Consider the following 12553-nt stretch of genomic DNA (forward strand, 5'->3'; position numbering starts at 1 on the left):
GCGGCAGGCTTTGGCTTGCTCGAGGCCATCGTGGCGCTGGCGATTCTGGCCGGCACGGGTGCGGCCCTGTTCGCCTGGATTTCGCAGAACCTGCAGGCGGCCGCTCGCATCGAGGCCGAGCAGTCGCGCGTGGCCCTGCAACTGGCCGCACAGGGGCTGCTGGCCAGCGTCAATCCTTATGCTGAGCCCGAAGGCATGCGGCGCTTCGGGGCTACCAGTGTGAGCTGGCGTGCCAAGCTGGTGGCGCCCTTGCGCGCCAGCGTGCCCACCCAGGCCATGGAGCAGACGCGCTGGCGTGTCGGCCTGTATGAGCTGACGGTCATCGCCAAGGATGAGAACACCGCTGCCAGCACCGAGTTCACGCTGATGCAGGCGGGCCTCGAGGCCCTGGGTGCGGCGACGTCCAGGGCGGATCCGCCATGAACCAGCCCATCATCAACAAGCAAGCCAGCCAGGCCGGCATGACCCTGCTTGAAACCCTGGTCACGCTCGTGATCGTGGCGATGGTGGCCGGCCTGCTGTCTGAAGGCTTGTTCCAGATTGGCCGCATCGAGCAGCGCCTGGGTGGCGCGCAATTGCAGGCCCAGGTGGAGCGCCTGCACGCGATCTGGGTACAGCAGGCGCTGGAGGGGCTGATGCCCGGCGCCAAAGACAGTCCGGAGCGCTTCCGCGGCGCGGCGCGCGAACTTGCGGGGCTCAGCACTCAGTTGCCGGTGGCGCAGGCCCTGGGCCCCCAGCCCATGCGTCTGAGCTTGCGCTTTTCGCCCGATGCCGGCATGACCGAATTGCTGCTGAGCTTTGGCCTGGACGGCCTGCCACCGCAGGAGGCGGTGCTGGCTCAATGGCCGGGGGACCGCGGCGCATTGCGCTATCAGGACCCTGCGGGCACCTGGCTGGCCCAATGGCCACCGGCATTGGACGGTGCCGCCCAGTCGCCCAGCGCGCTGCCGCAGGCCATTGCGCTGGACCGGGGCGAGGGCCATGGCCTGCTGCTGGTGGCGCGCCCGGCGGCGCGAGCTGAGCCTCTGGGGCAGCGCATCGATGTGGAGAAGTTGCCATGAGGCAGCGGCGCGGGGTGAGCCAAGCGGGCCGAGGGCAGGGCGGCTATGTGCTGCTGTTCGTGACCGTGGCACTCACCGTGATCGCCATCGTGGCGGCGCGCTTTGCGCTGCGCATCGACGGTCTGCGCGCCCAGGCGCTCACCATGCAGCACTATGCCGACGCCAGCCTGCAGGCCGAGAGCGCCAAGGCGCAGGCGCTGTACTGGCTCGGCACCCGGCAGATGGGCCTGGCCTCGGCCGGCTTCATGGACGAGCAGCCCTTGGCGCTGGACGGCAGGCTCTACCAGACCGCGCAGGGCGCGCTGCTGCGCGTGCAGGACGAACGTGGCCTGCTCTCGCTCAATGCACCCGACCGCGAGCTCTTCCCGCAGCTGCTCATCAGTGTCGGTGCCTCGTCCCAGGATGCCGCAAGCATGCTGGACGTGCTGGAAGACTATGCCGATGCCGACAGTCTGAAACGCCTGAACGGTGCCGAGGTGATCGACTATCGTGCCGCCGGCCTGCCCGGGCCGCGCAATGATTGGATCCTCTCGGTAGGCGAGTTGGGCCGCATGCCGGTGTGGCAGCGCTCGGCCGAGCTGCGTGCCCGCCTGGAGCCCTGGCTGGGCGTGCGCCGCGACAAGTTATTCAACCCCAATACTGCCCCGCTGGGTTTGCTGAAGAGTATCTGGCCCAAGGTTTCGGCGCAGCAATGGGATTTATTCGAAACTCTTCGAAAGCGCGCCCCATTTGCTGATGCTGCCGCGGCCACCGCCGCCACGGGTATTCCGTTCACGGCCGACAACCTGCTGTTCCATGCCAGCAACGCCCTGCGCCTGCAGGTCTGGGCCCCCGGGATGCCGCAGTCGCTTGAGTACAATCTTTTGATTCTTCCGACGGGGGCCACAGCGCCCTGGCTGATCCATGAGGTCCGCCAGTCCAACCGTCTTGCACCCACCGATGCCACGATTCCCGTTGCGAAATTTCCTGTCCCAAGCCAGGCCGTCGCCCAGCCCCGAGCGCTCGCCCAGCCTGCGCCGTGAGGGCCTGAACCGGCCTGCCGGGGCGAGGGCGCGTGCGCCGGTACTGCTGGCGCGCAGCCTGCTGCGGCACCGCGCCTTCAGCTTAGGCGGCCTGCCGGTGGCGGACCGCGTCGGTGCGCTGCAGGCGCAGTTGCTGGCCTGGCAGCCCTTTGTCGACAGCCTGGTTCTGGTGGACCTGCATGGCGAGCAGGCGCAGGCCTATGCGCTGCCGCGCGAGCTGGTGAGCAGCGCCGGCCTGCGGCCGGAGCTGCTGTGGCCCGAGAGCCTGTGTCACACGGCCCTGACCGATGGACTGCACCTGCTGCAATGCATGGAGGGTGTGGAGGGCCAGTACTGGCAGGGTGGTGTGCTGCTGGCCAGCCGTTGGTGGGCCGCCGCGCCCAGCCTGGAGGACTGGCAGGCCTTTGCGCGCCAGAGCCGTGCGCCGGCTTCGTCCCATGCCGCGGCGGCCCTTCCGGAGGTGCAGGCACTGCCCTGGCAGCGACCCTTGCGCCAGCCGCGCCCGGCCGAACAGCTGGGCCGTGCTGCCGCTGGCCAGGAGCGCCTGCTGGTGGGCGCTGGGGCGCTGTTGCTGCTGGTGTTCAGCAGCATGACGGCGCGCGCCGCTTGGGATGCCTATCAGGCGCGCGAGCAGGCACAGTCGACGGTGGCCCAGCTCAGGCAAGACGTGACCCCCTTGCTGGCCGCGCGCGACAAGGCCCTGGCCGCTGCCGACCAGAGCGCGGCGCTGCTGGCGCAGCTGCGCGCGCCGCAGCCGCTGGAGGTGCTGGAGGAATTGGGCCGCCTGCTGCCCAAGGGCAGCACGGTGAAGGAGTTCGATCTCAACCAGCTGACGGTGCGCGTGGCGCTGGAGCTGCCTGCCGAGGTCTCGCGTGCCCAGGTCATCACCGGGCTGGAGTCGGGGGCCTGGTTCACCCAGATCAGCGAGGTCAAGGACGGCGGTGGTGGTGGTGGCGCGCGCAGCGGCATCAGCCTGGAGATGAAGCTCGCCGCGGCCCAGCCACCGGCGCGCCAGCAACAACAGGGCGCCGACGCGGGGCTGAGCCGCGGCGCTGCCGACATGCCCGCGCCCCCGCCGGGCATCGATGTGCAAGTGCCCACGCCCAAGCAGCCCGGAGCGAAAAAAACATGAGCGTCGTGCTCGATCAAGCCGGCAATAGCAGCGGCTCGCCATCCTGGTTGCAGGCCCTGCAGCAGGCGCGCAGCGAATGGCGCGCCAACACGCGCCTGCGCTGGGGCGTATGGGCCATCCTGGCGATCTTCTGGCTCTGGCTGGCCCTGCTGGCGCAGGACCATGCCACGGCCTGGCGCGGCGAGGCCGACGAGGCGCGCGCCGAGCTGCAGCGGCTGCGCCCGTTGCAGAGTGGCGGTGCCATCTGGACCCAGCGCGCCGAGGACGCGCGCAAGCATCTGGAGGCCGCGCGCAGCATGCTCTGGAGCGGCTCCAGCCAGGGCCTGGTGGAGGCCGCATTGCAGGACACCTTGCGCGCCTGGGCCGAGAAATCGGGCCTGCCGGTGCGTGAGCTCGCCATCATGGGCGCGGGTGAGCAAAAAAAGGCCGGCAGTCAGCCGGCGGTGCGCGCGCGCCTGGTGGTGGACATAAACAACCGCCTGGCCCTGATGGGCCTGCTGGCCGAGCTGGGCCGCTCGCCCAAGCTGATGCTGGTGGACAGCTTGCGCCTGCGGCCGCTGGCCCAGCCGGCGCGCGCCGAACTGGAAGTGCGGGTGCTGTTCCAGGCCGAGGAGCGCAAACCATGACGCTCGATGATCTGGGGCCGCGCCAGGCGCTGATGCTGTTCGCCGCCGCCGCGCTGCTGGGCTGGTTTGCGGCACTGCCCGAGGCGCCACCGGCGGAGCTGGTGCAGGCGCGCCGCGATGCCTGGCAACTGGCCAGCCTGCCCGTGCCCGGCGATGCCACGGCGCGCGCGGTGCTGATGTCCAGTTCACCGATCTGGGGGCCCGAGGCCAAGCCCGATGCGGCGACGCAAAAGCCGCCCGAAAACCTGCGCTGGCGACTCGCCGGCGTGTTCGGCTCTGGCAAGGTGGGCGGCGCCCTGGTGCTGTTCGACGACCCGGCCAAGCAGCCGCAGCGTCTCAAGGTGGGCGAGAAGCTGCCCAGCGGCCACGTCATCGAAGCCGTGGACGGCAATCAGGTCTGCATACGTATTGGAAAAAAGCTGTACCGCTTTGGAGTCGAACAACGTGATTGAAGATCATCAACCGATGCTTTTTTCCAAGCAGCGTGTCGTCCTGCGCCTGCTGGCGCTCAGCGCCGCCTTGGTGGCGGCCGGCTGCGCCGAGCTCAAGGCCCTGGGCCCTTCGGGGCCGATGGCACCAGTGATGCCCGGCAGCCTGCCCATGCCCGCCTCGGCCGATAGCAATGCCATCCAGGCGGCTAGGCCCAGCGACAAGCGCGAGCTGAGCATCACGCCGCTGCCCGCACCGCCCGATCGCAAACCTTCCAAGTACTCGGCCTCGCTGGCAGGCCGCGATGCGCAGATCAAGCTTGACGGCAGCGCCAGTGGCGAGGAGGTCGCCGCCATCAATCTGCAGCAAGTGCCCCTGCCCACCTTTGTGCAGGTGATCTATGCCGAGATCCTGAAGCGCAACGTCAACATCGACCCTGCAGTGCAGGGCCGCAAGGATCTGGTGACCTTCCGCACCGGGGCCAGCCAGTCGGCTGCCCAGCTCGACAACGCCGTCAAGCTGCTGCTGAAGAGCTATGGCATCGCCGCCATCGACGTGGGCGGCCTGGTGCGCATACTCCCCGACAACGCCCAGCTCGGCAATCTGCCCGAGATCCGTCGCGGCGAGGCCCTGCCCGACACGCCGCTGCCGCTGCGCCCGGTGTTCCAACTGGTCGAAATGAACGTTGTGCGCCAGACCGATGTGGCGAACTGGCTCAAGACCCTGTTTGGCTCGCGCATCACGGTGCAGGAAGACATCGGCCGCAACGCCCTGCTGCTGAGTGGCACGCCGGACAATATGCAAGCCGCGCTGGAGGCCCTGCGCGTGCTGGACCAGCCCCTGATGGCTGGCCGCAAGAGCGTGGCGCTCTCGCCCGCCTACTGGTCGGCCGATGACCTGGCTAGGCGCCTCAATGAGGTGCTGACCACCCAGGGCTATGCGGTGGCACCGCTCGGCCAATTGGGCCAGCAAGGCACCGTGCGCTACCCGGTGGTGCTGTTGCCGGTGGCCGGCACGAATGCGATCTATGTGTTCGCCGCCAACGACGAGGTGCTCAACCACGTTACCAGCTGGGCTCGCACGCTGGACCGGCCCAACGAGCGCGGCATCGGCCGCAACTACTTCACCTATGCGGTCAAGCACAAGGACGCCAGCGTGCTGGCCAAGACGCTGGAGCAGTTGCTGACCGGCTCGCGCCTGCGCAGCAGTGCCACGGCCACGCCGGCAGGATCGGGTGCGGGCAACGCCCAGGCCGCCGCCAGCAGCAGCGGCTCCAGCTCGGTGGTGGTGGACCAATCCACCAACACGCTGATCTTTCAGGTCGATGCCGATTCCTACTCGCAGATCGCGGCGCTGCTGCAGACCCTGGATCGCCCTGCCAAGGGCGCGCTGATCGAGGTCACCGTGGCCGAGCTGACGGTGGACGAGAAGAACCAGATGGGCGTGGAGTGGCTGTTCAGCCGCGATGTGGGCAATGGCCGCTACGTCAACGGCAGCACCATCGGTGGCACCGGCATCGGCAACAGCGGCTTCAACCTGAAGGTGCTGGACGCAGCGGGCCTCGTGCATGCGGCCTTGAATGCGCTGGCCTCCAACAACCAGGCGACGATTCTCTCCAGCCCGCGCGTGCTGGCGCGCAATGGCGAACAGGCAACCATCCAGGTGGGCCAGGAAGTGCCCATCATCACCAGCCAGCAGACCACCACCGGCACCGTGGCCCTGCCGGGCCAGACCGGTGTGCTGCAGACCGTGCAGTACCGCAACACCGGCGTGATCCTCAAGGTCAAACCGGTGATCCACTCGGGCGACCAGATCGACCTCGAGGTGCAGCAGGAGGTGAGCGCCGCGCAGTCCACCAACACCGGCGTGAACGTTTCGCCCACCTTCAGCACCCGCAAGCTCGAAACCAAGCTGACCCTGCGCAATGGCGCCACCGTGATGATGGGCGGGCTGATCTCCAACAATGCGGGCAAGGGCAATGCCGGCGTGCCCTATCTGAAGGACCTGCCCCTGCTGGGCCAGTTGTTCGGCAGCCAGAACACCACCAACTCCAAGACCGAGCTGGTGGTGCTGATCACGCCCTACATCCTCAATGACAGCCACGACGCCGAGACCATGACCAACGCCTTCCGCAGCATGCTGGGGCCGTGGGCACAGCCTGCCGCCGGTGCCGCGTCCGCGGCGTCGGCACCGATGGCGACGCCGCCTGCGCTGCCCGCGCCCGCCGCCACGCGCACGCCTCCGGGCAATTGATCCGAAAGCGTCTTCTGCCATGCTGATCGGAGAACTGCTGCAGGCCCAGGGCCTGGTTAAGACCGCCGAGATCGAGAACGCCCTGCTGGTGCAGGCCAGCAAGGGGGGCAAGCTCGGCGAGGTGTTGGTGCGCCTGGGTGCGGTCTCGACCAGCAGCCTCTACGCCTGCCTGGCCGAGCAACTCGCCTGCCCCCTGCTGGCCCCGGCCGAGTTCGACGAGGCCGCCGCACGCGCCACCATGGAGCGCCTGCGCATGCCGGCCGGCTGGTGGCTGGACCGCCAGGTGCTGCTGGCCGAGACGGAGGCCGGTCTGCAGGTGGCCAGCACCGACCCGCTGGACATCGATGTGCGCGAGGCCCTGGCCGAGGAGCCGCTCGCCGCTGCCCACCATTGGCGCCTGCTGCTGCCCGCCGATGCCGAGGCGCTGGCCCAGCGCCTGCGCCAGCATGCCCAGGGTCAGAGCGGCAGCCTGGACGCGCGCACCCTGCGTGAGCTGGCCGAGGATGCCCCGGTGGTGGCCTTTGTCAACAACACGCTGGCGCAGGCCCTGGAGGCGCGTGCCTCGGACATCCATGTGGAGCCGGGCGAACGCGAATGCACGCTGCGCTTTCGCATCGACGGTGTGCTGCACACCCGCTCGACGATGCCCATGGACCGCTATCCGGCCATCGCCTCGCGTGTCAAGCTGATCGGCGGCCTGGACATCGCCGAGCGCCGCCTGCCGCAGGACGGCCGCATCGGCACGCGCGTGGCGGGGCGCGAGGTGGATATCCGCATCTCCTCCATCCCGGCCGTGCATGGCGAATCGTTGGTGCTGCGCCTGCTGCCCAAGGAACGGGGCGACATCGGCATGCACCGCATCGGCATGGAGCCGGACCATATGGCCCAGTTCCAGGACTGGCTGCAATGGCCCAACGGCCTGGTGCTGGTGACGGGCCCCACCGGCTCGGGCAAGAGCACCACGCTTTACAGCGCGCTCTCGCATATCAACGACGGCGTGCGCAAGCTCATCACGGTGGAAGATCCGGTGGAATTGCGCCTGCCCGGGGTGGTGCAGATTCAGACCCAGGCCGACATCGGCTACACCTTTGCGCGCGCGCTGCGCTCCATCCTGCGCCACGATCCGGACGTCATCATGGTGGGTGAGATCCGCGATCGCGAGACCGCCGAGATCGCCATCCAGGCGGCGCTCACCGGCCACCTGGTGCTCGCCACCCTGCATACCAACGATGCGTTGTCGGCGGTGAACCGCCTGGTCGACATGGGTATCGAGCCCTATCTGGTGGCGGCCGCACTGCGCGCCGTGATGGCGCAGCGTCTGGTGCGGCGCCTGTGCCCCAGCTGCGCCCAGCCGCACAATGATCCGGAACCGCTGGCACAGCGCTGGGCACGCCTGGCGCCGCGCACGCCGGCCGCCGCCAATTTGCCGGCGCAGCCGCAGTGGCTGATGGCCAAGGGTTGCGCGGCCTGCTCGGGCACCGGCTTCCGAGGCCGCGTCGGCATCTATGAGCTGGTGACGGTGACGGCACCGCTGCAGCACGAGATCGCGCAGAACGCGCCGATCGAACGCCTGCTGGAGCTGGCCAACCAGGATGGGCGCCGCTCGATGGTGGACGACGGCCTGATCAAGACCTCGCGCGGCCTCAGCACCCTCGACGAAGTGATGCGCGCGGCCAGCGCGCAGGACGAGTAGGCGGCGCCCCATGCAGAGCTTCAAGTACCGCGCCCAGGACGCCTCGGGCCGCGAGGTCAGCGGGCAGCTGGAGGCGGGCAGCGAGGCCGATGCCGCACGCGAACTGCTGCGCCAGGGCCTGCGCCCCTTGCAGCTGCAATCCAGCGCGCCGCCCGCGGCGGCCGTTGTGGCGCTGGGCCGCCAGCGTGCCATCACGGTGGCGGATCGCGTGGTCAGCCTGCGCGAGCTGGGCACGCTGCTGAAGGCCGGCGTGGCGCTGGACGAGGCCCTGGAATCGCTGGCCACCGGCCACGCCGCCAGCGGTGTGGGCGCCAGCATGGCGCGCGCCCTGGCCGATGTGCGTGCCGGGCAGAATCTGTTCGACGCGCTGACGGCCAGTGGGCTGGGCCTGCCGGAGCATTTGCTGACCCTGGTGAAGGTGGGCGAGGCGAGCGGCCAATTGGCCGCCGCACTGAGCGACGCGGCCGAACAGCTGGAGCTCTCGCGCCGTACCAGCGCCGAGGTGCGCAGCGCCCTGATCTATCCGACCGTGCTGGTCACCGCCGGCCTGGCCGCGGTGCTGATCATCTTCGTGGGCGTGATCCCGCGCTTTGCGCCACTGCTGAAGAGCGCGCGCGGCAACGTGCCCGAATTCTCGATGTGGGTGATCGAGACGGCCGTCTTCATGAAGGCCAATCTGCTCTGGCTGGGCCTGGGTGCTGCGGCGCTGCTGATGGGGTTGGTGGTGGCGTTCTCGCGTGCAGCCGTGCGTCAGGGCCTGATGGATCGCCTGGCCATGGCCCCGCTGGTGGGGCCATGGCTGCGCGATGCCGAAGTGGGCCGCTGGGCCACGCTGATGGGCACCATGCTGCGCAACCGCGTGCCCTTGCTGGAGGCGCTGCGCCTGTCCATGGGTGCCACCGGCCTGCGCGATTTCCGCCTGCTGGTGTCTTCGGCGGCGCGCGAGCTGGAGCATGGCCGCAGCCTGTACGAGTGCCTGCGTCACTCGCCCTGGATACCTCCGGCCCGGCTGAATCTGATCAAGGTGGGCGAGCGCTCCGGCACGTTGGACGCCATGCTCAGCTCGCTGGGCAGCATGCAGACCGATACCGCGCGTGAGCGTCAGAAGCAGGCGATGGCGCTGATCGAGCCGGTGGCGATTCTCGTGATCGGTGCGGTGATCGGCGTGCTGATGGTTTCAGTGATGATGGCCATCACCAGCATGAACAGCGGCGCCGTGTAAGTCGTCAAAGGGCTGGGTCTCGCTCGGACCCAGGCGTGCCGCACGCGCCTGCATGAAGGCGGCGATCTCGGCCGGCGAGTTCAAGCGACGCTGCGCCAGGGCCGGCACCAGCTCGCGCAGCGAGGTGGTGCTGACCGGGCCCTCGAACTGCAAGCCCTTGCCCGCGGCTTGGCTGAACCAGACCATGAAGGGCACATGCTGGTCCTTTTCACTTTTGCCGGCGCTGCCGCTGCCCGGGCCGCGCTGGCGTTCGTAGATGCCGGCCCAGAGCTCCTTCTCGCGCAGCCAATGGTCCGAGGTCAGCACCATGGCCACGTCGCCCTGGGCGGCCTGCAGCGCGTCGCGCAGCTCGCTGACCACGGTCTGCAGCAGATCCAGATTGGCCTGGTAGTCGAGCGCCAGGCTTTGCGCGCGGCCGCCCGCCAGCGCGATGGGCGGATGCGGCACGTTCAGATGCAGCCACACGACCTGGTTGTCCGGGTCGGCGAGGGTCTGGCGAGCCTGCGCGCGCAGCGCCGCCAGCGTCGCGCTCCACTGGCGCAGAAAGTCGGAATAGGGGTAGTCGAATTCCTGGCCGCGCTTGACGCTGCGCGTCAGGGCCGCCCACCAGCCGGGGAAGAACTGCACCGGCTCGGCATGGCAGCGCCGCGCGCCGCGCGCGATGGCGCAGTAGTCGTGATAGAAACCCACCACGCCATAGCCGATGCCGGCCTCGTCCAGGTCGTTGAACAGGCCGGCATGCGCCCGATCAAAGCGAGCGCCGCTGCGGTTTTCCAGATAGCCCGCGCCGCCGCTGTCCAGTGCGCCGAAGCGCCGGCCCTGCAGCATGCCGGGAATGGATACCAGGGTGTTGGGACCCGCCGGCATGGCCCGCGTGGCCACAAAGCCCTGTGCCTGCATCTCGCGTAGCGGGCTGCGATCGAACAGGCCCGCGCGTTGTGAAATCTCCAGATCCCATTCGTCCAGCACCAGTACCAGGGTGCGGCGCAGGGTGGGCTGCAGAGTGGCGGGGGCAGGTCTTGCCTCGACAGATTTCATCAGGCTCAGCAGGTAGCCGGGCATGCCGGGTTGCAGCGCAAACATCGAGAGCATCGCCACGGCGGCGGCCGATGCCAGGCGCCATTGCGCTTCCAGTTGCAGGCGCCAGACCGCCAGCGCGGCGCCCAGCACGCAGGCCGTCAGCAGGGCCAGCTTGAGCATGCCGCTGAGCGCCAGGCCGGCGGCGAGCGAGCGGCGAAAGATCTGGAACAGCGCCACGAAGAGCAGGGCCAGCAGGAGGCCTCGGGCCGCGCCGGCCAGCCAGCGCGGACGCCGCGGCTGGTCCAGCACTGCGCCCAGCAGGGCCAAGCCGGCCAGCAGCGCAGCCAGGGCCCAGGCCTCATCGAGGTAGACGCGCGGCGCGAAGGCGAGATAGAGCGAGGAGGTGCTTTGCAGAATGCTCTCGGAGAGCGCGATGGCCGCCAGCGCGGCCAAGCCCAGCAAGGCATAGCGAAGGCCTTGGCGCAGCGGCGAGGCCTCGCTCATCATCGGCGTGTCAGCAGCAGCAACTCGCGTTGCTCGGAGATGCGGATGCTTTGCGTCACGCTGAACCAGGGCGCTGCCGCGGCCACAAAGGCCTCGCGGCTCCAGCCCTCGTACAGCGCCAGATTCGCCGCGGCGATCTCGATGAAGCGCGGGTCATCGCGCGGCACGAATTCGATCAGCAACTGGCCCCGGCAGTAGCCCGCCATGGTCTCGAAGATCTGCACCAGCGGCAGTCGCTCGGTGACGGCCAGGTGATGCACCACCGCCAGCATCAGCACCAGATCGAACTGCTGGTGCAGGCGGACCGGCAGGTCCAGGGTCTCGGCCAGGCGCCAGCCGGTGGCTGGTGTGGGGCGCGCCATATTCGCGTGCAGGCACTGGATGGGCAGGCGCTCGGCGCGGGCCTGGCGGTGCAGGTCTTCCAGCGCGTTGAGGTCGTCGTCCAGGGCCAGCACCTGCGCCCCTTGGGCCACGGCCAGGCGCGAGAACTCGCCGCTGTTGGCGCCTACGTCCAGCACCTGTGCGTAGGGGCGCGCGGCCAGGATCTGCGCCACCGCGGCACGCTTGGCCTGCAACTCGGCGTCGCCATAGTGGTCGCGATTGACGGTGTATTCGCTCCAGGTGCTGGTGCCGCGGCAGGCGGCGGCGAGGCGCTCGACGAAGCCACGCAGGTTCTTCAGCAGCCAGGGAGTGCTGTCGGCGGCGGGCCTGCCGCTGCGGGCGGGGCCTGGCTTGTGCTCGGTGTGCGCAATGCGGCGGCGCTCCAGGCGCGCCGGCAGGCGCACGTGCAGCAGCATGGCCAGATTCCACTGTGCATGCCAGGGCACATAGCTGGCCACCTCAGCGGCCTTCAGGCCGTCGCGATGGGCCAGGAAGATGTCGCGCGGGCTGCGGCCCAGCTCGGCCACCGCCAGCAGCGGCAGCACGAAATGGCGCACGAACTGGCCGTAGGCCTCCCAGCCGGGGGCGTCGTCGTCGCAGCGCTGGCGCAGCGAGAGCAGGTCGCAAAAGCGCGGCTGCGGTCCATCGAACAGCACGTTGTTGGCGGCGGCGTCCTTGAGGGTCCAACCCTGCGCCCAGGCGCGCGCCTGGATGTCCAGGGTCAGCAGGGCGGCATCGGCCAGCATGCCCGGTGTCCACTCGAAGGGGTAGCTGGGCCAGCGCACGCGCGCATGTTCCAGCAGCAGACCGCCGCCTTCCAGGGCAGGGTGCTCGGTGGCAGGGATCAGCAGGCCGTCACGGCACAGCGAGGCGTAGAGCTCGCTGGCCAGCAGGCTGTGCGTTGCCTCGGCAGCCTCGGGGCGTACATGGCGCCATATCCTCGCCCCGTCGTCCTCCACATGGCCGGACGGGTCGCGAAAGCTCAGGCTCATCAGGAACGGTCCCGGCCGAAGCGCCGCTTGATGGCGCGCCAGATTTCCTTGGGGTTGCGCAGGTAGTAGAGCGCGCCCACCGCCGCGGCGATCAGGCCCTGGATGATCAGGTGCGCCGAGCCGCCGTCGATGTACGCATGGGCGAAGCCGGTGGTCGCCATCAGCATCAGCAGGACCAGCAGGGCGTAACGGAAAAAGGGCATGGGGCGCAACTCGAA

The 12553-nt window shown here is 69.3% G+C and carries 12 protein-coding genes; 9 read left to right on the forward strand and 3 right to left on the reverse strand.

The features are described from left to right. The first annotated feature begins 15 nt into the window (after positions 1–15). Genes PFX98_RS13595 through PFX98_RS13635 form a run of 9 tightly spaced genes read left to right on the forward strand, consistent with a single transcriptional unit; the run spans position 16 to position 9438 of the window. Complete coding sequence (locus PFX98_RS13595) at positions 16–423, forward strand: hypothetical protein (protein ID WP_285231039.1); 408 nt, start codon at positions 16–18, stop codon at positions 421–423. After that, positions 420–1061, forward strand: a complete 642-nt coding sequence (locus PFX98_RS13600; RefSeq protein WP_285231040.1) for a type II secretion system protein — start codon at positions 420–422, stop codon at positions 1059–1061. Before PFX98_RS13595 ends, PFX98_RS13600 begins: the two co-directional genes overlap by 4 nt. After that, complete coding sequence (locus PFX98_RS13605; protein WP_285231041.1) at positions 1058–2083, forward strand: type II secretion system minor pseudopilin; 1026 nt, start codon at positions 1058–1060, stop codon at positions 2081–2083. Before PFX98_RS13600 ends, PFX98_RS13605 begins: the two co-directional genes overlap by 4 nt. After that, complete coding sequence (locus PFX98_RS13610) at positions 2016–3215, forward strand: hypothetical protein (RefSeq protein ID WP_285231042.1); 1200 nt, start codon at positions 2016–2018, stop codon at positions 3213–3215. The genes PFX98_RS13605 and PFX98_RS13610 overlap by 68 nt, the downstream gene beginning before the upstream one ends. Beyond that, a complete protein-coding gene (locus tag PFX98_RS13615) occupies positions 3212–3841 on the forward strand; it encodes a GspMb/PilO family protein (protein WP_285231043.1) in 630 nt (209 codons plus the stop codon). Before PFX98_RS13610 ends, PFX98_RS13615 begins: the two co-directional genes overlap by 4 nt. Beyond that, a complete protein-coding gene (locus PFX98_RS13620; protein ID WP_285231044.1) occupies positions 3838–4293 on the forward strand; it encodes a type II secretion system protein N in 456 nt (151 codons plus the stop codon). Before PFX98_RS13615 ends, PFX98_RS13620 begins: the two co-directional genes overlap by 4 nt. Before the next feature lie 13 nt (positions 4294–4306). Beyond that, on the forward strand, positions 4307–6523 hold the full coding sequence (locus PFX98_RS13625; protein ID WP_285231045.1) for a secretin N-terminal domain-containing protein: 2217 nt from the start codon (positions 4307–4309) through the stop codon (positions 6521–6523). A gap of 19 nt (positions 6524–6542) precedes the next feature. Continuing rightward, positions 6543–8216: a GspE/PulE family protein gene (locus tag PFX98_RS13630; protein ID WP_285231046.1), complete on the forward strand. Its 1674-nt coding sequence runs from the start codon at positions 6543–6545 to the stop codon at positions 8214–8216. A 10-nt stretch (positions 8217–8226) separates the two neighbouring features. Beyond that, positions 8227–9438, forward strand: a complete 1212-nt coding sequence (locus tag PFX98_RS13635) for a type II secretion system F family protein (RefSeq protein ID WP_285231047.1) — start codon at positions 8227–8229, stop codon at positions 9436–9438. On the opposite strand, the gene PFX98_RS13640 is transcribed toward PFX98_RS13635, so the two are convergent. The 3 genes from PFX98_RS13640 to PFX98_RS13650 are packed head-to-tail and all read right to left on the reverse strand — an operon-like array spanning position 9394 to position 12538. Continuing rightward, positions 9394–10965, reverse strand: coding sequence for a sulfatase-like hydrolase/transferase (locus tag PFX98_RS13640; protein ID WP_285231048.1), 1572 nt, complete (start codon positions 10963–10965; stop codon positions 9394–9396). The two genes, PFX98_RS13635 and PFX98_RS13640, sit on opposite strands and share 45 nt — an antisense overlap. Next, positions 10962–12335 carry a class I SAM-dependent methyltransferase gene (locus PFX98_RS13645; RefSeq protein WP_285231049.1) on the reverse strand — a complete coding sequence of 458 codons (1374 nt, stop codon included), beginning with the start codon at positions 12333–12335 and terminating at the stop codon, positions 10962–10964. The genes PFX98_RS13640 and PFX98_RS13645 overlap by 4 nt, the downstream gene beginning before the upstream one ends. Beyond that, a complete protein-coding gene (locus PFX98_RS13650; protein ID WP_285231050.1) occupies positions 12335–12538 on the reverse strand; it encodes a hypothetical protein in 204 nt (67 codons plus the stop codon). Before PFX98_RS13650 ends, PFX98_RS13645 begins: the two co-directional genes overlap by 1 nt. Between the last annotated feature and the right edge of the window lie 15 nt (positions 12539–12553).

Source organism: Paucibacter sediminis (genome assembly GCF_030254645.1).
GTDB lineage: Bacteria > Pseudomonadota > Gammaproteobacteria > Burkholderiales > Burkholderiaceae_C > Paucibacter_B > Paucibacter_B sediminis.

Coding starts and splice junctions, on each gene's coding strand:
- PFX98_RS13635 (WP_285231047.1), top strand. CDS start 8,227: ATGCAGAGCTTCAAGTACCGCGCCCAGGACGCCTCGGGCCGCGAGGTC.
- PFX98_RS13630 (WP_285231046.1), top strand. CDS start 6,543: ATGCTGATCGGAGAACTGCTGCAGGCCCAGGGCCTGGTTAAGACCGCC.
- PFX98_RS13600 (WP_285231040.1), top strand. CDS start 420: ATGAACCAGCCCATCATCAACAAGCAAGCCAGCCAGGCCGGCATGACC.
- PFX98_RS13620 (WP_285231044.1), top strand. CDS start 3,838: ATGACGCTCGATGATCTGGGGCCGCGCCAGGCGCTGATGCTGTTCGCC.
- PFX98_RS13615 (WP_285231043.1), top strand. CDS start 3,212: ATGAGCGTCGTGCTCGATCAAGCCGGCAATAGCAGCGGCTCGCCATCC.
- PFX98_RS13650 (WP_285231050.1), bottom strand. CDS start 12,538: ATGCCCTTTTTCCGTTACGCCCTGCTGGTCCTGCTGATGCTGATGGCG.
- PFX98_RS13625 (WP_285231045.1), top strand. CDS start 4,307: ATGCTTTTTTCCAAGCAGCGTGTCGTCCTGCGCCTGCTGGCGCTCAGC.
- PFX98_RS13645 (WP_285231049.1), bottom strand. CDS start 12,335: ATGAGCCTGAGCTTTCGCGACCCGTCCGGCCATGTGGAGGACGACGGG.
- PFX98_RS13640 (WP_285231048.1), bottom strand. CDS start 10,965: ATGATGAGCGAGGCCTCGCCGCTGCGCCAAGGCCTTCGCTATGCCTTG.
- PFX98_RS13605 (WP_285231041.1), top strand. CDS start 1,058: ATGAGGCAGCGGCGCGGGGTGAGCCAAGCGGGCCGAGGGCAGGGCGGC.